The sequence below is a fragment of the Thermohalobaculum xanthum genome, assembly GCF_016623495.1.
Taxonomy (GTDB): domain Bacteria; phylum Pseudomonadota; class Alphaproteobacteria; order Rhodobacterales; family Rhodobacteraceae; genus Thermohalobaculum; species Thermohalobaculum xanthum.
This window is the reverse complement of sequence record NZ_JAEHHL010000004.1, coordinates 273,325-296,502: the sequence shown is the minus strand read 5'-3', so window position 1 is coordinate 296,502 and position 23,178 is coordinate 273,325. Positions and strand designations below refer to the sequence as shown.

19 protein-coding genes, 2 tRNA genes and 1 riboswitch are annotated in these 23,178 nt (G+C 67.4%); of the genes, 7 read left to right on the top strand and 14 right to left on the bottom strand.

Going from position 1 to position 23,178, the window contains the following annotated elements; translation table 11 throughout:
• Nucleotides 1-32: 32 nt before the first annotated feature.
• The 7 genes from H0I76_RS09040 to H0I76_RS09010 form a co-directional block, all read right to left on the bottom strand.
• Nucleotides 33-108, bottom strand: a tRNA-Glu gene (locus tag H0I76_RS09040).
• Between the two features lie 52 nt (nucleotides 109-160).
• Nucleotides 161-236: transfer RNA gene (locus H0I76_RS09035), tRNA-Glu, on the bottom strand.
• A 67-nt stretch (nucleotides 237-303) separates the two neighbouring features.
• On the bottom strand, nucleotides 304-2,073 hold the full coding sequence (recJ, locus tag H0I76_RS09030; RefSeq protein ID WP_200609451.1) for a single-stranded-DNA-specific exonuclease RecJ: 1,770 nt from the start codon (nucleotides 2,071-2,073) through the stop codon (nucleotides 304-306).
• 40 nt (nucleotides 2,074-2,113) lie between these two features.
• Complete coding sequence (glpX, locus tag H0I76_RS09025; RefSeq protein ID WP_200609449.1) at nucleotides 2,114-3,085, bottom strand: class II fructose-bisphosphatase; 972 nt, start codon at nucleotides 3,083-3,085, stop codon at nucleotides 2,114-2,116.
• 140 nt (nucleotides 3,086-3,225) lie between these two features.
• The gene (locus tag H0I76_RS09020) at nucleotides 3,226-4,512 is read right to left on the bottom strand and encodes a homoserine dehydrogenase (RefSeq protein ID WP_200609447.1); all 1,287 of its coding nucleotides are present in this window, start codon (nucleotides 4,510-4,512) and stop codon (nucleotides 3,226-3,228) included.
• On the bottom strand, nucleotides 4,509-5,747 hold the full coding sequence (locus H0I76_RS09015; protein ID WP_200609445.1) for an LL-diaminopimelate aminotransferase: 1,239 nt from the start codon (nucleotides 5,745-5,747) through the stop codon (nucleotides 4,509-4,511). The genes H0I76_RS09020 and H0I76_RS09015 overlap by 4 nt, the downstream gene beginning before the upstream one ends.
• Nucleotides 5,748-5,830: 83 nt before the next feature.
• Nucleotides 5,831-6,142: a hypothetical protein gene (locus H0I76_RS09010; RefSeq protein WP_200609443.1), complete on the bottom strand. Its 312-nt coding sequence runs from the start codon at nucleotides 6,140-6,142 to the stop codon at nucleotides 5,831-5,833.
• 175 nt (nucleotides 6,143-6,317) lie between these two features.
• Here H0I76_RS09010 and H0I76_RS09005 point away from each other — a divergent pair, with 175 nt between their 5' ends.
• Both H0I76_RS09005 and H0I76_RS09000 read left to right on the top strand, forming a co-directional pair.
• Complete coding sequence (locus H0I76_RS09005) at nucleotides 6,318-8,129, top strand: PHA/PHB synthase family protein (protein WP_200609441.1); 1,812 nt, start codon at nucleotides 6,318-6,320, stop codon at nucleotides 8,127-8,129.
• Nucleotides 8,130-8,196: 67 nt separating this feature from the next.
• On the top strand, nucleotides 8,197-9,165 hold the full coding sequence (locus tag H0I76_RS09000; RefSeq protein ID WP_200609439.1) for an alpha/beta hydrolase family esterase: 969 nt from the start codon (nucleotides 8,197-8,199) through the stop codon (nucleotides 9,163-9,165).
• Nucleotides 9,166-9,193: 28 nt separating this feature from the next.
• Here the strand turns inward: H0I76_RS09000 and H0I76_RS08995 are convergent, their stop codons facing one another.
• The 3 genes from H0I76_RS08995 to metZ form a co-directional block, all read right to left on the bottom strand.
• The gene (locus tag H0I76_RS08995) at nucleotides 9,194-10,111 is read right to left on the bottom strand and encodes a LysR family transcriptional regulator (RefSeq protein ID WP_200609437.1); all 918 of its coding nucleotides are present in this window, start codon (nucleotides 10,109-10,111) and stop codon (nucleotides 9,194-9,196) included.
• 290 nt (nucleotides 10,112-10,401) lie between these two features.
• A complete protein-coding gene (gene folE, locus H0I76_RS08990; protein ID WP_200609435.1) occupies nucleotides 10,402-11,037 on the bottom strand; it encodes a GTP cyclohydrolase I FolE in 636 nt (211 codons plus the stop codon).
• 173 nt (nucleotides 11,038-11,210) lie between these two features.
• Complete coding sequence (gene metZ / locus H0I76_RS08985; protein ID WP_200609433.1) at nucleotides 11,211-12,455, bottom strand: O-succinylhomoserine sulfhydrylase; 1,245 nt, start codon at nucleotides 12,453-12,455, stop codon at nucleotides 11,211-11,213.
• 52 nt (nucleotides 12,456-12,507) lie between these two features.
• Nucleotides 12,508-12,587, bottom strand: a riboswitch (SAM riboswitch).
• Nucleotides 12,588-12,742: 155 nt separating this feature from the next.
• Between metZ and H0I76_RS08980 the strand changes: the two genes are divergently transcribed.
• Nucleotides 12,743-13,786, top strand: coding sequence for a hypothetical protein (locus tag H0I76_RS08980; protein ID WP_200609431.1), 1,044 nt, complete (start codon nucleotides 12,743-12,745; stop codon nucleotides 13,784-13,786).
• An 80-nt stretch (nucleotides 13,787-13,866) separates the two neighbouring features.
• Nucleotides 13,867-14,559 (top strand): glutathione S-transferase N-terminal domain-containing protein, encoded by a 693-nt coding sequence (locus H0I76_RS08975; protein WP_200609429.1) that lies wholly within the window; start codon nucleotides 13,867-13,869, stop codon nucleotides 14,557-14,559.
• A gap of 373 nt (nucleotides 14,560-14,932) precedes the next feature.
• Here H0I76_RS08975 and H0I76_RS08970 read toward each other — a convergent pair whose 3' ends face one another.
• The 3 genes from H0I76_RS08970 to H0I76_RS08960 form a co-directional block, all read right to left on the bottom strand.
• A complete protein-coding gene (locus H0I76_RS08970; protein ID WP_200609427.1) occupies nucleotides 14,933-15,391 on the bottom strand; it encodes a hypothetical protein in 459 nt (152 codons plus the stop codon).
• A gap of 159 nt (nucleotides 15,392-15,550) precedes the next feature.
• Nucleotides 15,551-16,333: a TIGR02186 family protein gene (locus tag H0I76_RS08965; protein WP_200609425.1), complete on the bottom strand. Its 783-nt coding sequence runs from the start codon at nucleotides 16,331-16,333 to the stop codon at nucleotides 15,551-15,553.
• Nucleotides 16,333-17,241, bottom strand: a complete 909-nt coding sequence (locus H0I76_RS08960; RefSeq protein WP_200609423.1) for a sulfite exporter TauE/SafE family protein — start codon at nucleotides 17,239-17,241, stop codon at nucleotides 16,333-16,335. Before H0I76_RS08960 ends, H0I76_RS08965 begins: the two co-directional genes overlap by 1 nt.
• Nucleotides 17,242-17,476: 235 nt before the next feature.
• On the opposite strand from H0I76_RS08960, the gene H0I76_RS08955 reads away from it, so the two are divergent.
• Entirely contained in the window at nucleotides 17,477-17,728 is a 252-nt protein-coding gene (locus tag H0I76_RS08955) for a YdcH family protein (RefSeq protein ID WP_200609421.1), read from the top strand.
• A gap of 35 nt (nucleotides 17,729-17,763) precedes the next feature.
• On the opposite strand, the gene H0I76_RS08950 is transcribed toward H0I76_RS08955, so the two are convergent.
• Nucleotides 17,764-20,334, bottom strand: coding sequence for a mechanosensitive ion channel family protein (locus H0I76_RS08950; RefSeq protein ID WP_234455215.1), 2,571 nt, complete (start codon nucleotides 20,332-20,334; stop codon nucleotides 17,764-17,766).
• Between the two features lie 357 nt (nucleotides 20,335-20,691).
• Between H0I76_RS08950 and H0I76_RS08945 the strand changes: the two genes are divergently transcribed.
• Both H0I76_RS08945 and H0I76_RS08940 read left to right on the top strand, forming a co-directional pair.
• Nucleotides 20,692-21,840, top strand: coding sequence for a glycosyltransferase family protein (locus H0I76_RS08945; protein ID WP_325166426.1), 1,149 nt, complete (start codon nucleotides 20,692-20,694; stop codon nucleotides 21,838-21,840).
• Between the two features lie 6 nt (nucleotides 21,841-21,846).
• The gene (locus H0I76_RS08940; protein WP_200609417.1) at nucleotides 21,847-23,100 is read left to right on the top strand and encodes a glycosyltransferase family 4 protein; all 1,254 of its coding nucleotides are present in this window, start codon (nucleotides 21,847-21,849) and stop codon (nucleotides 23,098-23,100) included.
• Nucleotides 23,101-23,178 lie beyond the last annotated feature (78 nt).

The window sequence follows — 23,178 nt, the reverse complement described above, 5'->3', positions numbered from 1 at the left end:
AGGTCGCAGGGGACATTCATTTCTGGGAGGGATGGTACGCCCTACGGGACTCGAACCCGTGTTTTCGCCGTGAGAGGGCGATGTCCTAGACCGCTAGACGAAGGGCGCTCAGCGAGACGCGCATATGGACCTTTTCGCCCTGCCCGTCAAGCCCTGCCGGTGGTACACCCTACGGGACTCGAACCCGTGTTTTCGCCGTGAAAGGGCGACGTCCTAGACCGCTAGACGAAGGGTGCAGACCGGTCAGGTGGAGGGTGGATAGCGAAAAGGCCCCAGCCGATCAAGGGCGAATCGTTCGGCTTTTCAGCTTGCCGGCGCGGCATCCTCGATCCGCAACTTTGCCCGCCGCGTCCCGCCCCAGTCGTCGATCTCGAGCCGCCCCGCCACATGGACCGGCGCGCGCGCCGCGGCCCGCGCCTCGAAGAGCTCGGCGATGCCGCTGTCCCGCGCGCCGAAGGCAATGCCCGCCAGCGCGCCGCCCCGCCCCGGAGCGGACAGCCGGATCTGGCAGTGCCCCTGCCCGACGATGCGCGCACCCGAAGGGATCACGTCGCCGAAGGCCAGGCGCGGGGCGGGGTTGGCCTGTCCGAAGGGGCCAGCGGCCTCCAGGTGCGCCACGAGCTCCGCGGTCGCGGCGGCGGGCGACAGGCTTCCGTCGATCCTGAGATCGCGCGGCCCCTCGGCGCCGGCGCCCTGCCGCGCAAGAAGCGCGGCCAGTTCGGCCATCGCGTCTTCGAGCCGGTCCTCGGCCACCGTCAGACCCGCGGCCATGCGGTGCCCGCCCCCCTTGATCAGCACGCCCTCGCGCGCCAGTGCCCCGACCGCCGAGCCAAGATCGACGCCCGGGATCGAGCGGCCCGAGCCCTTGCCTTCGCCCGCGTCGATCCCGATTACCACGGCGGGTCGGTTGAAGCGCTCCTTGAGGCGCGCGGCGACGATCCCCACCACGCCGGGATGCCAGCCCGGTCCGGCGGCCCAGGCCAGCGGCGCCGCGGGATCGCGCGTCTCGACCTGCCTGATCGCGGCGTCGAGAACCTCGGCCTCGATGCGCCGGCGCTCCTCGTTCAGCAGGTCAAGCTCGGCGGCGAGCCGCGCGGCAACCGCCGGATCGGCCGTCGTGAGAAGCTCGACCCCGAGGCCGGCGCGTCCCACCCGGCCACCAGCATTGATCCGTGGTCCCAGCACGAAGCCGAGATCGCGCGAGCCCGGCGGCGCCCGCAACCGGGCGACGTCGGCCAATGCCGCGAGCCCGGGCCGTCCGCGCCGGGCCAGAACCGCGAGCCCCTGGCGAACGAAGGCGCGGTTCAGACCGATCAGTGGCGCGACATCGGCCACGGTCGCGACCGCCACCAGGTCGAGCAGGTCGATCAGCGGCACCTCGCGCCCGCCCGCGACCCGGATCAGGCGGTTCGCTGCCACAAGCAACAGGAACACGACGCCCGCGGCGCAGAGATGTCCCTGGGCCGAAGCGTCGTCGTGCCGGTTCGGGTTCACCACGGCGACCGCGGGCGGCAAGGTTTCCCCGGCAAGATGGTGGTCGACCACGATCACCTCGGCCCCGGCATCGCGCGCCGCCGCCAGAGGCTCGTGGCTGAGCGTGCCGCAGTCGACGCAGACGATCAGGTCATGCGCCGCCGACAAGGCCTGCATTGCCGGAACATTGGGGCCGTACCCCTCGTCGATCCTGTCGGGGATGTAGACCGTTGCCGCGGTGCCCATGGCGCCCAGCCACAGCCGCAAGAGCGCGGCCGAGGCCGCGCCGTCCACGTCGTAATCCCCGAAGATCGCAACGGCCTGACCGTCACGGACCGCGCGCACCAGCCGCTCGGCGGCGACATCCATGTCCGCCAGCATCGAGGGGTCGGGCATCAGGTCGCGCAGCCTGGGTTCGAGATAGCTGACCGCATCCTCGGGCAGCACGCCGCGTGCGGCAAGCACCCGGCCGACGATCTCTGGCACCTCCGCCGCCTGCGCGATCGCCAGCCCGAGCCGCTCGACCGCCGCATCCGGCCCCAGCCAGCGCCGGCCGGTCACCGAGGCGGTCACGCCGAACAGGGCGGGGCGATCGCTCATGACGGCTTCCAGTGCCACGACGCGGGCCGCACGCCGCGCGTCAGAAGTTGCGGGTGCGGTACCGCAGCCGCCGCACCGAGCCCGTGCGCGAGCGCATCAGGATCGTGTCGGTCTGAAGATAGGGCCCATCGCGATGCGCCCCCTTCAGGATCGAGCCGTCCGTCACGCCCGTCGCGGCGAAGATCACGTCGGCGCTGACCATGTCGTCGCGGGTGTAGATGCGATCGAGATCCTCGATCCCCGCCTTCCGCGCGCGCGCGATCTCGCCGTCGTTGCGGAACAGCAGCCGGCCGAGGATCTGCCCGCCCATGCATTTCAGCGCCGCCGCCGCCAGGACACCCTCGGGTGCACCGCCCGACCCCATATACATGTCAATCCCGGTCTCGTCGGGTTCGGCACAGTGGATCACCCCCGCAACGTCGCCATCCGTGATCAGGCGGATCGATGCTCCGGTCTCGCGCACGCCCGCAATCAGCTCGGCATGGCGCGGGCGCTCGAGGATGCAGACCGTGATGTCCGAGGGCGGGCACCCCTTGGCCTTCGCCAGAGCCTCGACGCGCGCGCGCGGGCTCATCTCGAGGCTCACGACGCCATCCGGAAAACCGGGGCCGATGGCAAGCTTGTCCATGTAGACGTCGGGTGCATGCAGCATCGAGCCGCGAGGCCCCATGGCGATCACCGTGAGCGCGTTGGGCATAGCCTTGGCGGTAAGCGTGGTGCCCTCCAGCGGGTCGAGTGCGATGTCGACCTCTGGACCGGCACCGGTTCCGACCTGCTCGCCGATATACAGCATCGGCGCCTCGTCGCGCTCGCCCTCACCGATCACCACGACGCCGCGGATATCGAGCTTGTTGAGCTCGGAGCGCATCGCCGCGACCGCGGCAGCGTCGGCCGCCTTCTCGTCGCCGCGCCCGATCAGGCGTGCAGACGCGATCGCCGCCGCCTCGGAAACGCGGGCGAGGCCCAGCGAAAGCATGCGGTCCTGAAACGTGACGACGGTATCGGCACTCATCGGCTTCTCCCTCCCTCGGGGGGTCCCGCGCGTCGGCGCGCTCCCTCTTGTCCTCACTCGTGTCTAGGCGGGCGCCGGCACGCTGGCAAGCGTGCGCCCTGTCGCGCGGGATCGCGGCCGTGGCGACGGTGCCGCCCGCGTCAGACTTCTTCTATCCGGATCGCGACTGGCGGCTCGGCGCTGACAGGCAGCGCACCGATCTCGGCCAGTGCCGCATCGATCGCGTCGCGCCGCGCATCGTGGGTGACGATCACCACCGGCACCGGATCGCCCTTGCCGTACTGGCGCATGCGGTGGATCGAGACGCCCTGCCGGCCCAGCGCCGAGGCGATCTGGGCAAGCGCCCCGGGCCGGTCGGCGAGGGTGAACCGCAGGTAATAGGGCGAATGCTCGTCGCCATGGCTGAGCCGCGGCGCCGAAGCGAGCGCCGTCGCCGCCCGGCCGAACAGCGGCCGCACCGCGCCCCGCGCGATGTCGAGAACATCGGCCATGATCGCGGAGGCCGTAGGCCCCTCGCCTGCTCCGGGACCCGAGAAGGCGCACTGGCCGACGAAGTCGCCTTCGACCACCACGGCGTTGGTGACGCCGGGCAGCGCCCCGATCAGGCTGCGCTCGTCGACCATGCACGGCCGCACCCGCTGCTCGAGCCCCGCCTCGTGCATCCGCGCAAGTCCCAGCAAGCGGATCGAGAAACCCATGTCTCGCGCCGTTTCGATGTCGGCAAGCGTGATGCGCTCGATCCCTTCGGTCACCACGCCCTCGAAGTCGACCCGCGTGCCGAAGGCCAGCGCGGCGAGGATGGCAAGCTTGTGCGCGGCATCGATCCCGCCCACGTCGAAGCTTGGATCAGCCTCGGCATAGCCGAGACGCTGCGCATCGGCGAGGACCGCCTCGTAGGGCGCCTTGCGAGCCTCCATCTCGTTCAGGATGTAGTTGCAGGTACCGTTCAGCACGCCGAAGACGCGGGTGATGCGGTTGGCGGCGAGCCCTTCGCCAAGCCCCTTGAGCGCCGGAATGCCGCCCGCCACCGCGGCCTCGCCGGCAAGCGCCACGCCCGCGCCCTCGGCCGTCTCGGCGAGTTCCTGACCGTGACGCGCCAGCAACGCCTTGTTCGCGGTGACCACGTGCTTGCCGGCTGCGAGCGCGGCGTCGACCAGCGCCTTGGCCGGTCCGTTGGCACCGCCCATCACCTCGATCACGCAGTCGACATCGGCGCGGCGTGCAAGGGCGACCGGATCATCCTCCCAAGCGAAGGCCGTGAGGTCCACACCGCGGTCACGACGCCGGTCGCGCGCCGACACGGCGACGATCTCGACCGGTCGGCCGACACGCGTGGCGATCTCGGCGCCATGCTCGGCAACGATGCGGACGACGCCGCGCCCGACGGTTCCAAGCCCGGCGATGCCCAGACGGAAAGGGGTGGTCATGCCGGCGTCTCCCTCAACTGGCTGTAACGCTGGAGAACCTCGTCCGCGTTCTGGATCAGCCGCTTCACACCGCGCGCGGCCTGGCGGATGCGGTGCTCGTTCTCGACCAGGCCGAGCCGCACGAAGCCCTCGCCATACTCGCCGAAGCCGACGCCGGGCGCGACCGCGACCTCGGCTTCGGCCAAGAGCACCTTGGCGAACTCCATCGAGCCCAGCGCTCGGAACGGCTCGGGGATCGGCGCCCATGCGAACATCGTGGCCGGCGGTGCCGGGATGTCCCAGCCCGCCCGCTTCATTGCGTCGATCAGCACGTCCCGCCGCGCCTTGTAGACGCCACGGATCTCGGCCACGCAATCCTGCGGACCGTTCAGCGCCGCCGCGGCGGCCACCTGGACGGGCGTGAAGGCTCCATAGTCCAGATAGCTCTTGATCCGCGTCAGCGCCGCGATCAGCCGCTCGTTGCCGACCGCGAAACCCATGCGCCAACCCGGCATCGAGTACGTCTTCGAGAGCGAGGTGAACTCGACCGTGCACTCGATCGCGCCGGGAATCTGCAGAACCGAGGGCGGCGGATTTTCGTCGTAGTAGATCTCGGCATAGGCCAGATCCGACAGGATCCAGACCCCATACTTGCGCGCCATGGCCACGAGGTCGCGGTAAAAATCGAGGTCGCAGACCTGGGCCGTCGGGTTGGACGGGAAGCTGACGACGATCGCGACTGGTTTCGGCACCGAATGGTGGATCGCGCGGTCAAGGGTGCGCAGATACGCCTCGGGGTTGAAGCGCCCGTCATCGAGCGCGGGAATGTGGCGCAGCGTGCCGCCCGCGATCATGAAGCCATAAGGGTGGATCGGGTAGCTGGGGTTCGGGCTCAGGATGACGTCGCCCGGCGCCGTGATCGCCATGGCGAGGTTCGCGAGCCCTTCCTTCGAGCCGAGCGTCGCGATCACCTGCCGCTCGGGGTCAAGCGTGACGCCAAAGCGCCTTTGGTAATAGCCGGCTTGCGCCCGGCGCAGTCCCGGAATGCCCTTGGAGGCCGAGTAGCGATGCGTGCGCGGCTTCTTCACCGTCTCGATCAGCTTCTCGACAATATGCGCGGGCGTGTCCATGTCCGGGTTGCCCATGCCGAAGTCGATGATGTCGCGCCCGGCGGCGCGCATCTCGGCCTTCATCCGATTCACCTCGGCGAAGACGTAAGGCGGCAGGCGCTTGATGCGGTAGAACTCTTCGACCATGGGCGGCAGTCCCGGACCCCGTTGTGATGGGCTGCCTTCTCTAGCAGCTTCGCCCCGAAAATAAAGCGGCAAAGGCCCGCTGCTCAGCGGCGTAGCTGCTTCAGATCGCTCTCGCCGAGCACGGGATCCCTCAGCGTTTCCGCGCGAGCGGCCGAATCCGTGGCAACCGAGGTGAGATCGCTCACGACGGCGACGCCCTGCGCGGGGTCCGGAACACCGGGGCCGTATGTGCCCTGCGGCGGAGGCGTGGGCGTATCGACGAGGCGCGGCCAGGGCGCCTCGGCAACCTCAGGGGATTCCGGCACGTCGTAGGTGCCGAAGAGCTCGGTCGTGCCGCATCCCGCCAGCACGGCGGCAAGCGTCAGCAGCGCGGGCCCCGCTCGTCTGCACACCATCTTCCCACCCGATCCCATTGAGCGACCTTCTGCCCGATTGTCCTGCACCAAATGGCGAACCACCTTGCGCCGGCGCCACATTAGCGAGCGGTGCACGGCGGCGCCAGACGTGTGTATGATGGTGCGGAGGCCGGCGCCACGCGCAACGACCGGCCGCGATGGGAGGACGACGCCGATGAGAAACGACGACCACAAACCGACGGCAGCCGAACTCGCGGAAGCCAAGGAACTGGCCGAGAGACTCCAGAAACTCGTCGGTCGCAGCCAGAAAGTCTGGGCGCAGTCGCTCGAGCGCTCGTTGCACGACATCACCACGCTGAAGCCCGACCCGCTCAACACCGCGCCGGCGATGGCGAAGCTCGCCTACGACTACATCGATCACCCGCAAAAGTTCATCGAAGCGTCGATGGCCTTCTGGGCGGGGCACGCCGACCTCTGGAGCCGCACATGGGCGCGCGCCTTCGGCGAGGAGAAGGTGCAGCCCGTCGTCGAGCCGTCGCGCAGCGACAAGCGCTTCAAGGACGAGATCTGGGAGCAGAACCCCTTCTTCGACCATCTCAAGCAGTCGTACCTGCTGACCGCGAACTGGCTCAAGGACAGCCTCGAGAAGGCGGAAGGATTGAGCCCGCAGGAGCGCAAGAAGCTCGATCTCGTCGTTCGGAACTTCATCGAGGCACATGCACCCTCGAATTACCCCGGGCTGAACCCCGAAGTGCTCAAGGCGACCGTCGACCAGAAGGGCGAGAACCTTCTGCGCGGGCTCGAGCACATGATCCGCGACATGGAACGCGGCAAGGGCGTCCTGATGATCCGCCAGACGGACATGGACGCATTCGAGGTCGGCAAGAACATGGCCACGACGCCGGGCAAGGTCGTGTTCCAGAACGACGTGATGCAGCTCATACAGTACAGCCCCAGCACCGAAACGGTGCGCAAGCGCCCGCTGCTCTTCATCCCGCCCTGGATCAACAAGTTCTACATCCTCGACCTCAACGAGAAGAAGTCGATGATCCGCTGGCTGGTTGGCCAGGGCTACACGGTCTTCGTGATCTCCTGGATTAACCCGGACGAGCGCCAGAAGGACGAGACCTGGGGCAGCTACATGGCCAAGGGGCCGCTTACCGCCATCACCAAGGCGCTGGAGGAAACCGGCGCCGACAAGGTGAACATCGTCGGATACTGCATCGGCGGCACCATGCTGGGCACGACCCTCGCCTACATGGCCCAGAACGACGACAACCGGGTGGCGTCGGCCACGTTCTTCACGGCGCAGCTCGACTTCACAGATGCGGGCGAGCTGCAGGCCTTCGTCGACGACGAGGTAATCGACACGATCGAGGGTGCGGTCGGTGAGTGCGGCTATCTCGCTGCAGAGAACATGGCGGGCGCGTTCAATTCCCTGCGCTCGACCGACCTGATCTGGAGTTTCGTGATCAACAACTACTTCCTCGGCAAGGAAAACTTTCCGTTCGACCTGCTCTACTGGAACTCGGACTCGACGGCGATGCCGGGCCGCGTGCACGTCTTCTATCTGGACCAGTTCTACAACCGGAACGCGCTGGCAAAGGGCGCCATCGAGATCGATGGCGTGAAGCTCGACCTCGCCAAGGTGAAGGTGCCCAGCTACCACGTGGCTACGATCGAGGATCATATTGCCCCGGCCGCGTCCGCCTATCGCGGCGCCCGGCTTCTTGGCGGGCGCTCGCAGACCTACGTGCTCACCGGCTCGGGGCACATCGCCGGCGTGGTGAACCCGCCCGAGCCGCAGAAGTACCAGTTCTGGACCAAGGCCGGGATGAAGGCCGACAGCCTCGAGGAATGGCGCGAGGGGACCACCGAGACGCCTGGTTCCTGGTGGCCCCATTGGGATGCCTGGCTCAAGAAGCACAGCGGCCCCAATGTGCCGCCGCGCCAGCCAGGCGCGAAGCTCGGCGTGATCGAGGACGCCCCTGGCTCCTACGTCAAGATCCGCGCCGACCAGCGCTAGGCAGGTGACAAGGCCGGACCAGCGGCTGGGAGGAGCAGGCCGGGTAGCTGCGCATGACGATCTGGGAATGCTGATGACGATGGTGAACCGGCTGCCGCTTTTCCTGGCGTTTCTTTCTTGCGCTCTGGTGTTTTCAGTCGGCTCCGCACCGGCGGATCGTTTCTGCAACTCCGGCGACACGCGGATCGCCTGCTCGCTGCCGAGCGGGGACTACCACGTGCGGACGCCGGACGGTCCAGGCCCCTTTCCCGCCGTCGTGATCCTGCACAGCGCCGGCGAGACGGGGGCGGATATCGTCAATGACCCGTTCTACGTGGCGATGGTGCTGGGCCGCGGCTTCGCGATCGTCGCGCCTACCGGGCGCCCGCAGCCCTATTCGGACGGCAGGACCGCGACGGGCTGGCACGTGCGCAAGACCTCGACCGGCGGCCGCGACGATGCGGCATTCATCACCTCGGTGATCGAGGTGGCGGCGCAGCGTTTCCAGCTCGACCGCAAGCGCACCCTTCTGACCGGCTACGGCAACGGAGCAACCCTGGTATGGGAACTCGCGTGCCTGTCACCGTCTACCGCGTCGGCTTATGCCCCGATGAACGGCGGCTTCTATGAAGCGCTCCCCGGCCGCTGCCGCGCGCCCGTGCGCATGTTCGTGCTGCACAGCCGCAGGGATGGATTCTGGCCGCTCGATGCCGACGACGTGCGCGTGCAGGCAAACAGGGCCACACCCGTGCCGACCCGGGCGCATCTCGAGCTCATTCAGCGCATCAACGGCTGTGGGACCCCCGCGGCAGGCGCCGGCGAGGCGCCCGAGAACACCACGCTGATCGGCTGGCGCGGCTGCCACAGCGGATCGGACCTCGTTTTCCTCGAGCAGCAAGGCACGGCGGTCCTGACGGCAGACATCTTCGCGACCGTGCTCGACTGGTTCGAGCCACCCGCCCCGCCAAGCCGCGTCGCCCCGCCGGGCGTGGGCTCCGTTTTCCGTCGCCCCGGCGAGGGGCCGACCCCGTTCGGCAAGCGCCCCCCGGCTCAGTGACGGCAGCGCTTCGACCAACCGCCCCCGTTCAGGCGTCGATCATCGCCTCCCATGACGGCCGGGAGCCGATGCGCGCGCGCAGAAAGTCGATGAAGGTGCGCGCCTTGGCCGACAGGTGCCGCGTCTGCGGATAGACGGCGAAAATCGCGATCTCCGGCCAGGCGTGATCGGTCAGCACGGTCTCGAGCTGACCGCTGCGAACCGCCTCGCAAAGGATGAAGCTGGGCTGAATCACCACGCCCAGTCCGGCCGCCGCGGCACTCAGCAGGACCGTTCCGTTATTCGCGCGCATCCGCACGGGAAGCTGGACCGACCCTTCCCCGCCATCCGGACGGCGAAAGCGCCAGATGTCGGGCCGCTCGCTTCCGACATAGGCAAGCGCGGGCCAGTCGCGCATGTCTTCGGGCCGCGTCGGGCGGCCATGCTTGTCGAGGAACGAGGGCGCCGCCGCCACCGCGACGCGCACGTCGCAGATCTTGCGGGCGACCAGCGTGCTGTCGCGCAGCGATCCGATCCGGACCGCAAGGTCAAAGCCCTCGCCGACCAGATCGACGATACGGTCCGACATGTCGACATCCACCGCGAGCTCGGGGTGCATGCTCACGAACTCGGTGATTATCGGAGTCAGATGCGCGACGCCGAAGGTCAACGGGGCTGCAATCCTGAGCTGACCGGCCAGCATGCGCGACGTGTCGGACACTTCCGACTCGGCTTCATCGACATCCGCAAGGATACGCCGGGCCCGCTCGCAGAAGATCTGCCCGGCCTCGGTCAGGCTCATGCGCCGCGTCGTGCGCGCCATGAGCTGGACCCCGAGCCTGAGCTCGAGATCCTTGAGACGACGGCTGACCGCCGAAGGCGCGATCCCCAGCGCCTCGGCCGCACGCGTGACGCTGCCCTGGTCGGCGACCTGCACGAAACACCGCATGTCCTCGAATCTGTCCATGAACCACCGTCCTCGAAAAAAAACTGCCCAACCCGCAATCGTTAAAATTGCGTCCGGATAAGAAGCAACTTTTCCGTGATCATGCACAAAGCAGTTAATGAATGGTTATCGCGCCGCCAAGAGGCATGACGCCGGGCGGCGCTTCCGCGGCGCTTGCCAAATCGCCCACGAAGCCGTCGCGCGAGGGCATATGCCCTCTGCCCACAGGCCCGCGGCCCGCAACAAAGACCCGACGGATCGCAACAGAGCCGCGGCGAGCGAGGGGCTGCGCCGCAAACTTTCGCGATGCTTCAGCGCATCCGGTTGGTCGGATTGCCGATGATGTCCATGAACTCCTTGCGGGTCCGCGGATCGTCGCGGAACTCGCCAAGCATGGTCGACGTCACCATGGACACGCCCGGCTTGTGCACGCCGCGCGTCGACATGCAGTGATGCTCGCCTTCGATCACCACGGCAACGCCGCGTGGGCGCAGGACCTCGCTCAGCGTGTTGGCGATCTGAGCGGTCATCTTCTCCTGCACCTGAAGGCGCTTGGCGAAAGCGTCGACCACGCGCGCGAGCTTTGAGATGCCGACGACGCGGTCTGTCGGGATGTAGCCGACATGAGCGACGCCAATGATCGGGGCAAGATGGTGCTCGCAGTAGCTCTCGTAGCGGATGTCGCGCAGCACGACCATCTCGTCGTAGCCCTCGACCTCCTCGAAGGTGCGCGCAAGCATCTCGACGGGGTCTTCGCGGTAGCCGCGGAACCAGTCGCGATACGCCCTGGCGACGCGGGCGGGCGTGTCGCGCAGCCCCTCGCGGTCGGGATCGTCACCGGCCCAGCGCAAGAGCGTGCGCACCGCGGCCTCCGCCTCCTCGCGGGTCGGGTGATCCACCGACCTCGCCTCCGTCGCGATGCCGGCCTGAGGATGGATCTTGTTCATTGCGATGTTCCCTTGCCGCGTTCCTCAGACGACCCAGAGCCGTCCCGATGCCTTGGCGGATATAGGCCGCCATTTGCGCAGGACAAACCATGATGGTTGATGAAAGGTAAACACGCCAGCCCTCCCATCATCATTGCGGCGCGAGCGCCACCCACCTGGCACTCCGGCATTTCTCACACCCGCGCCAGCGCCCTGTCGATATCCTCACGCAGATCTTCCGGGTCTTCGAGCCCGACCGAGAGCCGCACCAGGCCCTGCGCGATTCCCAGATGCTCGCGCGCCGCCTCGCTCAGACGCTGATGCGTCGTGGTGCTCGGATGCGTGATGAGGCTCTTCGTGTCGCCGAGGTTGTTCGAGATCGCCACGATGCCGAGCGCATTGAGGAACCGGAACGCCCCCGCCTGCCCGCCCGCGATCTCGAACGCGACCATCTGCCCGGGCCGCTCCATCTGACGCGCGGCCAGGTTGTGCTGCGGGTGGCTCGGCAGTCCGGGATAAATCACCCGCCCCAGCGGCGCGCCCTCGCGCGCCCGGGCGTCGAGATGACGCGCGAGGATCTCGGCGCCGTCCGTCTGGGCGTGCACCCGAAGCGGCAGGGTCTCGAGCGACTTCAGCATGACCCAGGCGTTGAACGGGCTCAGCGCCGGGCCGGTGTGCTTCACGAAGGGTTCGACCTCGTCGCGGATGAAGCGCTCCGAGCCGCAGATCACACCGCCAAGGCAGCGGCCCTGGCCATCGATATGCTTTGTTGCCGAATAGACGACGACGTCGGCACCAAGTGCCAGCGGGCGCTGGAACAGCGGCGTGGCGAAGACATTGTCGACCACGAGGCGCGCGCCCCACTGGTGGCCGATCTCGGCGACCGCGCCGATGTCGATCACCTCGAGCGTGGGATTCGACGGGCTCTCGAGGAACAGCAGCCGCGTTTCCGGCCGCATGGCGGCGCGCCACTGGTCGAGATCGGTGCCGTCGACCAGCGTCACGTCGATGCCGAAGCGCGGGCACAGGGTTTCGACAATATAGAGGCACGACCCGAACAGGGCGCGGGCGGCCACGACGTGATCACCCGCCTTGAGCTGACACATCAGCGCGGCGTGCACGGCGGCCATGCCCGACGCCGTGGCAAAGGCGGCCTCCGCCCCCTCGAGGGCCGCGATCCGGTCCTCGAACATTGCGACCGTCGGGTTCCCGTAGCGGGCGTAGATGAAGCCTTCCTCGCCCGGGGCAAGTTCGCCCTTGAAGCGGGCTTCGGCGGCCTCGGCATCGGGGTAGACAAAGCCCTGCGTCAGGAACATCGCCTCGGAGGTCTCGCCATACTGGCTGCGGCGCGTGCCTTCGTGGACAAGGCGCGTGCGCACACGCCAGTTCGCGCGCTGTCCGGCAGCATTCGGGGCGTTTTTGGGGGCGTCGTCGTTCATCGGTTTCCGCCGGGAGACCCGGCCCTCTCGCTGTGGACCGGACGGAAGGGGCGGATCAACGGCCCCGACCTCTTTAGCGGATTCTTTTACGTGGCCCGCAAGCCGGTCCGACAAATCGCCACGTAGGCTGCGGATAGTGGATGCGACCGGCACGGTCAAGCGCCACGCCTGCGCCGCCGTAGAGCGCGCCCGCGCGTCACGAGGCTGTCATGGCGGTTTCATCAAGATGTTGGGCCACACGCGTAAACGCTCCACAAGCCGTGAGGCGGTGGGGAGCCAAGGGACGAATGGGAATCCTTCGGATAAATGCGACCCGCACCGGCCAGGTGCAGAGCGCGACTGAAGGCAGGGACTGGGTCCGCGACTGCACGGAGCTTGTCTCGCGAATCCCGGCCGGTGCCGCGGTGACGGTGCTGATCCATGGATACCGCTTCTCGTGGCGCAGCGGCCCGAAATCCTGCGCGCAGGGTCTGCTCTACCTCGACCAGCCAGTCGCGCCCTCGGACCGACGCCGCCCGCCACTGGCCGACTGGCCCGCACGCCTCGGCTTCAGCGCCACGCAGGAAGCCGAAGGGCTGTGCATCGCCTTCGGCTGGGATGCGCGGCGCGCGAGGCTGCGAAGCCTTGCGATGCGCGGCACCAATGATTTCGCGCTGGTCTATCATGGCGCCGAGGCCGCTGGCCGCGCACTCGCCCAGGTCCTGGGCCTTGTCGCGAACCTGCGCCCCGACCTCAGGCCGGGCATCCTCGCTCACAGCCTCGGCGCGCGCGTTGCGCTCGCGGCCGCGCGCTTTCGCCCCGACCTGCGGCTCGGGCGCGTGATCATGCTGGCTGGCGCCGAGTATGCCGGCGCGGCGCAGGAGACGCTCGCGTTGCAGGACCGGGCGGGCGGGACGGGCGACTGGCTGAACGTCACCAGCCGGGCCAACGACATCTATGACGCGCTGTTTCTTGCCTTCGCGCCGCGGCCGGCAAGGCGGGGCGACCGGCCGCTTGGCTGGGCCAGCCTGGGCGACATGCACCCGCGCTGGCGCGATCTGCAACTCGACCATCCGGCGACAAGACGGTGGCTCGCGTCGCAGGGTCTCTCGGTCGACAAGCCCTCGGCGCGGCGGATTTCTCACTGGCACTTCTACGCCGACGCCGCGGCCATGGCGCTGTGGGGCGCATTGCTGCGTGGGGCGCCCGGCTGGCGTGAGACGCCGCTTTCAGCGATTGGGCTGCCCGCGGATACCGAGCCCGTGTTTGGCCGCCTCCTTCCCGCGATACCGCGCCCCGTCACGTCCGCACGCCGACCAATCGCCACCGACGATCTCCTCGCAAACGCGTGATCGGCCCCTTGCGACTGAAGTGATGGTAGCGCATCTACAAGCCTCGCAGCATTTCCACACCGGTGTGAGAGGTTCTTACGATGTCGTCCCCTATCGAGCTGTATTACTGGCCAACCCCCAACGGCTGGAAGATCACCATCGCGCTTGAGGAGATGGGCCTTCCATACGAGGTAAAGTACGTGAACATCGGCGCAGGAGAGCAGTTCGACCCGGACTTCCTGAAGATCGCGCCGAACAACCGGATGCCCGCCGTGATCGACCCCGACGGCCCGGATGGGAGGCCGATCTCGATCTTCGAATCCGGCGCGATCCTGCAGTATCTCGGGCGCAAGAGCGGCAAGTTCTACGGCAAGACAGAACGCGACCGCGTCGAGATCGAGCAGTGGCTGATGTGGCAGATGGGCGGCGTCGGGCCGATGGCGGGCCAGGCACATCACTTCCTGAACTATGCCCCGGTCGATATCCCCTACGCCAAGGAGCGCTACAGCAACGAGGTCAACCGCCTCTACGGCGTGCTCGACAAGCGCCTCGCCGATCGTGACTTCGTGGCCGGGGACTACTCGATCGCCGACATGGCGATTTGGCCCTGGGCGCAGGGCTGGAGCCGGCAGAACCAGGACATTGCCGATTTCCCGCACATGCAGGCCTGGCTCGAGCGCATGTGGGACCGCCCCGCCGTGAAAACGGGCAAGAAGATCGGCGAAGACAGGCGCATGAACCTCGCCGACGACAAGGAAGCCCAGAAGATCCTCTTCGGCCAGCGCGCCCGCTGATCGCTGCGCTGTTCTGGCACCACCTGCCGGAAAGAAAGAACGGGCGTCAGCGGATTCGCCAGCTGACGCCCGAGGTTGAGAGGTCTCACAAGGAACACACGTGGCCGTCTTGGGCGCCTGATCTGCAGGAATGCGTCGGGACAGGGACGACCGGGCGCCCGGGACACCCTGACTGTGCCCGAATCGAGCGCCCGCGCGATGTGACCATCGTCACAGCCGTGGCGCTTGAGGGGCCATGTCGGCGATCGATTAGCGTTGGACGGTTGTCGTCTCGCGTGCCCCCTTCGGGAGCACGTCGCCTCCAATTCTACGCGTTGGAAGTGGGCTGAAGGCCGGGTCCATTCGCGCCGTCATGCGCTTGCCGGGGATGGCTTCAGTCGGTCAGCCCCGCAACCCGTGTCTCGGCCGGGCCTGGCGCGGCGTCGCTCGGAGAGGCGGAACCGACGCGCGTCGTTGTCTGCGCTCCGACCGGCTCGAACACCACGCGCACGTCGCTGCCGCGGCGGATGAAACTGAAGCGCTCGCGAGCGCCGGATTCCGCGGCGCCACCAGCGATCAACGCGTGGCGTTGGCCATCGCGCATCGGCATATGGCTGCGAATGATCTCGCCCCCAAGGTTTCCGCCGCTGAGCAGGATGGTGAGCGCGATCTGGTCGCCCCCGCCTTCATAGAAGGCGATGACGCGGGTGCTCAGACCCCGGACTTCGACCGCCTGCCCGGCATGGCTCAGGACGCCCGTCTCTCGTCCGAACCCGTCCGCAGCGGCGTAGCCCGCACCGGCAACGAGGAAAATTGCCGAAGCGCATACATGTCTGAAAAGGACGTTCCACATTACACATACTCTGATCGCGGGGACCGAACCACTCTACCTTAGCGCGAATTCCAATCCATGCACAGTCTCGCCTTGATATCGGCGGATTCATACCACGCGGGGAGTTGAGAATGTCCGAAGACGAGATGTTGTGTCCCAATTCGGGACCAGCACAACAGGTCAGGGCGCGATGAAGCGGAAGAGAGCCGCAGCCGCCCAGCCGGCGACAAGCGCCACAACGATAGAGAGAATCCCGTAGAGCGCGCTGCGCTCGTGCGCCATCTCGTCTATCAAGTGCTCGATGCCCACCTTGCGCACGGCGATCGAGGTTTCGTAGTAGTCGACGACCGCCCGGTTTCGCGTCAGGAAGATGCGCGCGCGGTAGTCGCCCTCGACCAGTTGGGCCGGCAGTTCGATCCGGGTCTGAAAGAGCGTCTCCTCGTCGACGGTCACGCCGCCGATCTGTTCGAAATAGACACCCTGTGCGCGACGCAGCCGCACCACCGCTTCGAGATACTCGTCGCGCTGATCGCCCAGCCACGCGGGCGCGTCGACCAACCTGATGACCTGGCCCAGGCCCTTGAGGCCGACCGCGTAGCGCAGGTCCTCGGTCGCGCTCAGCGTTTCGACAAGCGGCCGCGTCGTCGAGACAGCGTAGAAGCTCGGCGCCGCGTCAACGTGCAGACCCGGCCCGTTCACCCAGACGCCGAACTCGCGCGACTTGCGCCGCACGATCACGGGCGTAGATGGCCCTGTGACCGCGATCACCACGTCCAGCGGAGGTCCCTTCGGAATGGGCGCCTCGCGCTTGACGGCACCGTAAATGAAGATCTCGGAACCCGAGAACCAGGTCGTGATCGACACGCGAGTCTGGCTGAGCCCGGCCACCACCTCCTCTGCGCTCGCGCGCGGCGGCGCGACGAGGGCGAGGAGCATGACCAGTATGAGCGCCGCTGCGCGCATCACTGAACCGCCGAGAGGTTGTAGAGTTCGGCCGGACGCTGCACCAGGTCGAACGCGAGCTTCAGGCAAACCAGCAGGACCAGCACCGAGAGTGCGATCCGCAGTTCCTCGGCACGCAATCGCGGGCTGAGCCGCGCCCCCACCTGCGCGCCCAGCACGCCGCCAACGATCAGCACGATCGCAAGCAGCGCGTCGACGGTCTGGTTGAGGATCGCGTGCATCATCGTCGTGAAGGCCGCGACGAACAGAATCTGGAAGAGCGAGGTGCCGACGACCACCGAGGTCGCCATGCCCAGGATGTAGATCATCGCGGGCACCATGATGAACCCGCCACCGACGCCCATGATGGCGGCCAGGACGCCGACGAGCATGCCGACGACGACAGGTGGAATCGCGCTGATGTAGAGGTTGGATTGCCGGAAGCGCATCTTGAACGGCAGCCCGTGCACCCAGTGGTGGCGCCGCACCCTCCGCGCGGTGCCACGGCGGGTGCGCCGCCGCGCGCGGACGCTTTCCGCCAGCATCAGCGCGCCGACGACACCGAGAAAGACCACGTAACAGAGCGAGACGAAGATCTCGACTTGGCCCAACCGCCTGAGCCAGGCGAAGAGCTGCACGCCGATCGCCGATCCGACCAGACCGCCGCCCAGCAGGACCAGCCCCATCTTGAGGTCGACCGTCCGCCGGCGCCAATGCGTGAGGACGCCCGAGAACGATGCTGCCGCCACCTGGTTCGTTCCGGTCGCAACCGCCACCGCGGGCGGTATGCCGACGAAGATGAGAAGCGGCGTGATCAGGAACCCTCCGCCCACGCCAAAGAGCCCCGAGAGCACGCCAACGCCACCTCCCAGGCCGAGCAGGACAAAGACGTTCACGGAGACTTCCGCGATTGGCAGATAGATGTTCATCCGCGCTCCGTCGGCTCGATGTTCCCGTTTACCGCAGTGCGGCGAGAGCGCCAAGGACCACGTCGGCGGCGACCACCGGACCAGTCGCCCGCGCGACACCTCTGCCACGCGCCGAAGCGGCCGTGAAAGGACGATTGCCGATGTCCGGGATCTTGATCTCGCGCAAGGCGGGCCGCCTCGTGCAGGCGATAGCGTCCTCCCGAGCGCCAGTCATCACGAACCACGGAGCAGCAGGATGACCCACACACCGCACGAACTCAGCGAAGCCTTCCCCGAGGACGCCGAAACCATCCACCTTCTCAAGACGAGGGACCAACATTTCGCCCGGATGGCCGACGAGTATCACCGCCTCAACCGCGCGATCCATCGCGCCGAGACCGATATCGAGCCCGTCGCGGACTTCACCCTCGAAGACATGAAGAAGGAGCGGCTGCAGCTGCTCGACGAGATCGCCGCGCAGTTAAAAAGCGCGCCGACAAACGGCTGAGGCCGGTCCCGATCCGCGAGCTGTCCAGCGGAAGTTCAGCGATCATCGACGCGACCGTGTGTGCCGGTCGCTGCAGGTTGCGGCTCGGCGAGGTCGACGGCCGCGCGCGCCGCAGCACCCGCGGCTTGCTGCTCGTCCTCCGTCAACTCGCGGTCTTGCGGCAGATTCGGGATGCGCACCGTCACCTCGCGGTGGGCGAAGTGGATGCCCTCGCGCTCGAACAGGTCGCGAATGTCCTGGTAGACGCGCTTGCGCACGACCCACTGATCGCCCGGCCGGGTCATGAACTTGACCCGGACGATCATGGCCGAGTCCTCCATCTGGATGACGCCCTGGCTCTTCAGCGGCTGCAGGAACTTGTCGCCGACCGTGGGATCCTCGAGCAGTTCCTGCCCGAGCTTTTTCACGAGTTTGCGGACCTTCTCGACGTCGGTGTCGTAGGTGAGCCGCAACGGCAGCTTCATCATGACCCAGTCGCGCGAGAAGTTTGTCAGATGGGTGATCTCGCCGAAGGGAATGGTATGCAGCGCACCCAGATGGTGACGCAGCTGGAACGAGCGTATCGAGATCTTCTCGACCGTGCCCTTGACCTCGCCGACATCGATGTATTCGCCCTTCCGGAACGCGTCGTCGATCAGGAAGAAGGCGCCCGAGATGATGTCGCGCACCAGCGTCTGAGCGCCGAAGCCGATCGCCAGGCCGACGATGCCCGCACCGGCGAACAGCGGCGCGACATTCACGCCCAGTTCGATCGCCACCAGCAGCGCCACGCTGACCGCGATCACCGCCAGGATCGAGTTGCGCACCAATGGCAGGAGCGTCGCCAGGCGCGAGGCCCCCATTCCCCCGCCCTCGCCATCCAGCGGCGTCGCGGGCATTTCGTCGCCGCCCTCCTCGGCGATCTTCTGGTCGAGCCAGATACGGGTCGCGTGGAACGCGATGTAGCCGATCAGCAGCACGTCCACGAGGCTCTCGACCGCCTTGTAGATCGAGCTTTCGATGAGGTAGCCACCAACGCCCCAGAATTGCAGCAGGAGATACGCGGCCATGCCGACCGCGACCAGGCTCGCGACCCGGCGCGCGAGATCCTCCATGGTGCGCATGCCTGGTCCGGGCAGTTGCTGGGGGGGCGGCGGCGCACGCTCCTCGTCGACGGCGTCGCCATCCGCCCGCTCGGGCTCGGGCGAAGGCTTGGCCAGCCGCAGCATCGCGCCGCCGCCTTCCTCGTCGCCATCGCCGTCGATGTCCGCGGTGTCGCCGAAATAGGCTTCGTCGCGAATCGCAGCGACCCTTGCCACCGTCTCCGACCGCTCCTCGGCGAGTCGGCGCTCCTCGGCCTCGCGATTGAGCGCCCGCACCCTGCGCTGGCGGGCGAAGACGCGCTCGATGACGTACATGATGGCGCCGTAAATCACGACGCCGGCAATCAAGACGAGGAACGGCACAAGGATCCGCCCCGGCCCGGCCTCGACGCCCATGACCATCCGGAACGCGAGATCCGCCCATGTCACGACAAGGTAGACCGCGGCCGACGGCGCCCAGAGGGCGGCCACCATGCGCGTGATCCAGCTCGCTTCGGACGCGGGACGGCCGGACAGGATCACGCGGCCCACGGCGGATGCGTTGGTGCGGATCGTCACCAGCAGCAAGATGACCGTGACAAGGGTCAGCACCAGCGTCACCAGAACATGCGGCCCCCGCGGCAGACCCAGTTCGTGCGCCCAGTAGCTGAACGCCACCCCGGCGATGCCGACGATGCTGGCCGTATTGACCGACATGTAGAGCCGCCTTGCCGCACCGTCGCCGAGCGGCGGCAGCCGATACTCGGGCAGGTAGGGTGCGAGGATCATTCGCCACAGCACGTTGACGATGTTGAGCGCGGCGTATGTGCCAAATACCATCAGCACTGTCAGGTTCGTCGCGACGTGATCTTCATAAAAGATCAACCCGACCAGTGCCGCGATGATGAGCATGCCGAGAAGGCCCACCCATCCCAGCAGCACGCGGTTGACGAGCACCGGGAGCTTCTCGATGTATCCGACCGGATCCGGACGCTGCATCCGCACGAAGACCGGCCGTGCGACGAAGATGTTGTAGAGCTCGATCACCGCGCGCCCCAGCACCAGCAGAAGCCCCGCAAAGACCGCAATGCCGAGGAAGTAGATCGGGTGACCGGTCGGGCTTGCCGCGGCCAGCGTCTTGCTGATCTCGCCGAACGCGCTTGGCGCATGCGACAGGATCATCACCAGCCGGGCACGGAAGATGCCGACGAACGTCTCGGCGGAATCGATCATCCCGCGCGCGCCGAGCGTTTCCGGGGCGACGCCGCGTCCGGCGACACGCGCATAATCCATCGCACTGGGGGCGGAGGCGGGGTCGAAAGGCCGCGACGGGAGGGACTGCAAAGGAGGCCGGGGCTCGGGCATCTCGGGCTTGGCTTCCTGGGCCGGTGTCTTGCCGCCCAGGATGTTGGTCAGGTCAAACAGCTGAGCCTGAGCGGCGCCCGGAACGGCCGAGACAGCAAGGATCAGAGCAAGCATGATCGCTGCCAGCGCTCGCTTGAGCGCCGCCACCATGCCGACCCGTCCTGCCCATCGCCTTATCATTCGTCTTGCATGTCCCACTGAACCGGGCCAGAGCTCCGCGCTCGACGTCAGATCCTCGCCCAAGCGCCCTCCCCGGCCGGATAATGTAGAGCAACCGCGCGGATCCCACACCGGCCGCTCGCGCGATCGTGCCAGATTGTAACGCGGCGCGATGAGATGACCGAACGCTTCGATTGCGGCGCGATTGCCTGGCGGTTCGGCCGCTGGAAGGTTAATCCGGGCTTGCTGCGGCGCGCAAGATATTGCAAGGCTTCAGAAGGATCCCGTTGGCGGGGGATGATAATGACCGGCTTTGGCTCCCCTTCCCACGGGTCGCCCGCGCCGCGGACGCTACTATATAGTCACGACACCTTCGGGTTGGGCCACCTCCGCCGTTCGCGCACGATCGCGAGTGCGCTGGTCGATGCGAATGTCACGTCCTCTGCGCTGATCGTCACCGGCTCGCCCATCGCGGGGCGCTTCGACTTCCCCGAGCGGGTCGACCACGTGCGGCTTCCCGGGGTGATCAAGCTTCCAGACGGAAGCTACACCTCGTCGTCGCTGGCCATCAACATCGACCACATGACGCATCTGCGCGGCGCGATCATCGAGGCCGCCGCGCGCGAGTTCGCCCCTGACCTGCTGATCGTCGACAAGGAGCCCTGGGGTTTCCGCGGCGAGCTTGCAACGACACTGGACATGCTGCGCGCGCAGGGAACGCGCATCATTCTGGGCCTGCGCGACGTTCTCGATGACGAGGACCTGCTCGCCGCAGAATGGGCGCGCAAGGGCGCCGTCGACGCCATCGAGCGCTTCTACGACGAGATCTGGGTCTATGGCATGCCGCAGATCTGTCGCCCGCTCGACGGCATGGGACTTTCAGCCCGGATGCGCGACCGGATCTTCTACACCGGCTATCTGAGGCGCGCGGTTCCCGAGTGGCCGGCCGAGCCCGACGGTGAACTGCCCGATCAGCCCTATCTGCTGGTGACCACAGGTGGCGGCGGCGACGGGCGCGAACTCGTCGACTGGGTGCTCCGGGCTTACGAGGAGGACCGCGGCATCGATCTGCCGGCGCTCATCGTCTACGGCCCGTTCATGAAGGCGGCCGACCGGGCGGATTTCGACGCTCGGATCGCGCGGCTGGACGATCGGGTCACGTCTATGGCGTTCCACGCCCGGCTGGAGCGGTTGCTGGCCAATGCCGCAGGCGTCGTCGCCATGGGCGGCTACAACACCTTCTGCGAGATTCTCTCGATGGGCCGCCCCGCGATCATCGCGCCGCGCACAAGACCACGGCGCGAGCAACTGATTCGCGCGCGTGCGGCCGAACGGCTGGGGCTTCTACGCATGCTCACACCCGAGCGCGACGGCCATTCGGCGCTGACCATGGCCCGCGCGATCCGCGAGATCGACCGCCAGGCGCCGCCCTCCGAGGCGCGCATTCCCGGGCTCCTCTCTGGGCTCGAAAGCATTGTCGAGCGTGCCCGGGGGGACATGTCGAACCTCGTATCCGTCGGCGGGTAGGGCACCATGGCGGCACCGCTTGCGGTCGTGCTCAAGGGATATCCGCGTCTCTCCGAGACCTTCATCGCACAGGAACTCGCGGCTCTCGAGGCGCGTGGCCACGAGTTCGAGATCTGGTCGCTCCGCCAGCCCTATGACGATCGGATTCATCCGATTCACGAGCAGATCCGCGCACGCCGACGCTACCTTCCCGAATACCTCTGGCGCGAACCGCTCCGCGTGCTGCGCTCGGTCGCGATCGCATCCCGCCAGCCCGGCTTTCGTCACGCCTTTAAGTCCTGGTTGCGCGACCTTCGACGCGACCTCAGTGCCAATCGGATCCGCCGGTTCGGCCAGGCCTGCGTCCTTGCCGCCGAGCTTCCGCGCGCTACCCGGTTCATCTATGCCCATTTCCTGCATACGCCGGCGTCAGTGGCGCGCTACGCCTCGATCATGCGCGGCGTCGGATGGGGCTTCTCGGCACATGCCAAGGACATCTGGACCATTCCCGACTGGGAAAAGCGCGAGAAGATTGCCGCTGCCCGGTTCGGCCTGACCTGCACCCGCGCAGGTGCGGATCACCTGGCCGGACTGCACTCCGGGGAAACCACGCAGGCGAACGGTGCGACGGCAACGCATGGCAAGATCGGGCTCGTCTATCACGGGCTCGATCTTGGCCGCTTCCCGCCGCCGCCGGACATCCGGCCGCACGGCAGCCACTTCATGCTGCTGTCGGTGGGCCGTCTGGTCGAGAAGAAGGGATATGACGACCTGGTGGAAGCGCTCGCGAGCCTGCCCGCCAGCTTCGATTGGCGTCTCGTGCACATCGGTGGCGGCAAGCTCGAGCGCGAGCTGCGTGCACGCACCCGCGCCGCCGGGATCGACGCGCGCATCGACTGGCGCGGCAAGCGCGACCAGACCCAGGTGATCGATGCGATGCGTCGCGCTGACCTCTTTGTCCTGCCGTCGAAGATCGCGGGCGACGGCGATCGTGACGGCCTGCCGAACGTGCTGATGGAGGCCGCGAGCCAGAAGCTCCCGATCCTCTCGACCGCGGTCGCGGCGATCCCCGAGTTCATCGAGGACGGCGTGCATGGCCGGCTCGTCCAGCCGGGCGACCCCGCGGCGCTCTCGGGCGCGATCATCGCGCTCGCGGCTGACCCGGCGCAGCGGCGCCGATTTGCCGAGCACGCATACCAACGCCTCCGCGCCGAGTTCGGGATGGATGCCGGCATCGCCCGCATCGACCGCGAACTGCGCGCCGCTCTCTCGGGCGTCTGAGGCGGCACGCATGCCCACTGCCTGCCAAACCGACGAGCGAGGCGCCACGCGCGGCGGTTCCGTCCAAGATCCGACGAC

Excerpts from the sequence above, each read along its gene's own strand:
- H0I76_RS08940 (WP_200609417.1), top strand. The coding sequence starts at position 21,847 with ATGGCGGCACCGCTTGCGGTCGTGCTCAAGGGATATCCGCGTCTCTCC.
- H0I76_RS08995 (WP_200609437.1), bottom strand. The coding sequence starts at position 10,111 with ATGGACAGATTCGAGGACATGCGGTGTTTCGTGCAGGTCGCCGACCAG.
- H0I76_RS09020 (WP_200609447.1), bottom strand. The coding sequence starts at position 4,512 with ATGACCACCCCTTTCCGTCTGGGCATCGCCGGGCTTGGAACCGTCGGG.
- H0I76_RS08955 (WP_200609421.1), top strand. The coding sequence starts at position 17,477 with ATGACCCACACACCGCACGAACTCAGCGAAGCCTTCCCCGAGGACGCC.
- metZ (WP_200609433.1), bottom strand. The coding sequence starts at position 12,455 with ATGAACGACGACGCCCCCAAAAACGCCCCGAATGCTGCCGGACAGCGC.
- H0I76_RS08970 (WP_200609427.1), bottom strand. The coding sequence starts at position 15,391 with ATGTGGAACGTCCTTTTCAGACATGTATGCGCTTCGGCAATTTTCCTC.
- H0I76_RS08980 (WP_200609431.1), top strand. The coding sequence starts at position 12,743 with ATGGGAATCCTTCGGATAAATGCGACCCGCACCGGCCAGGTGCAGAGC.
- H0I76_RS08950 (WP_234455215.1), bottom strand. The coding sequence starts at position 20,334 with ATGATAAGGCGATGGGCAGGACGGGTCGGCATGGTGGCGGCGCTCAAG.
- H0I76_RS09015 (WP_200609445.1), bottom strand. The coding sequence starts at position 5,747 with ATGGTCGAAGAGTTCTACCGCATCAAGCGCCTGCCGCCTTACGTCTTC.
- H0I76_RS09005 (WP_200609441.1), top strand. The coding sequence starts at position 6,318 with ATGAGAAACGACGACCACAAACCGACGGCAGCCGAACTCGCGGAAGCC.
- folE (WP_200609435.1), bottom strand. The coding sequence starts at position 11,037 with ATGAACAAGATCCATCCTCAGGCCGGCATCGCGACGGAGGCGAGGTCG.
- H0I76_RS08965 (WP_200609425.1), bottom strand. The coding sequence starts at position 16,333 with ATGCGCGCAGCGGCGCTCATACTGGTCATGCTCCTCGCCCTCGTCGCG.
- recJ (WP_200609451.1), bottom strand. The coding sequence starts at position 2,073 with ATGAGCGATCGCCCCGCCCTGTTCGGCGTGACCGCCTCGGTGACCGGC.
- H0I76_RS08975 (WP_200609429.1), top strand. The coding sequence starts at position 13,867 with ATGTCGTCCCCTATCGAGCTGTATTACTGGCCAACCCCCAACGGCTGG.
- H0I76_RS08960 (WP_200609423.1), bottom strand. The coding sequence starts at position 17,241 with ATGAACATCTATCTGCCAATCGCGGAAGTCTCCGTGAACGTCTTTGTC.
- H0I76_RS09000 (WP_200609439.1), top strand. The coding sequence starts at position 8,197 with ATGCTGATGACGATGGTGAACCGGCTGCCGCTTTTCCTGGCGTTTCTT.
- H0I76_RS09010 (WP_200609443.1), bottom strand. The coding sequence starts at position 6,142 with ATGGTGTGCAGACGAGCGGGGCCCGCGCTGCTGACGCTTGCCGCCGTG.
- glpX (WP_200609449.1), bottom strand. The coding sequence starts at position 3,085 with ATGAGTGCCGATACCGTCGTCACGTTTCAGGACCGCATGCTTTCGCTG.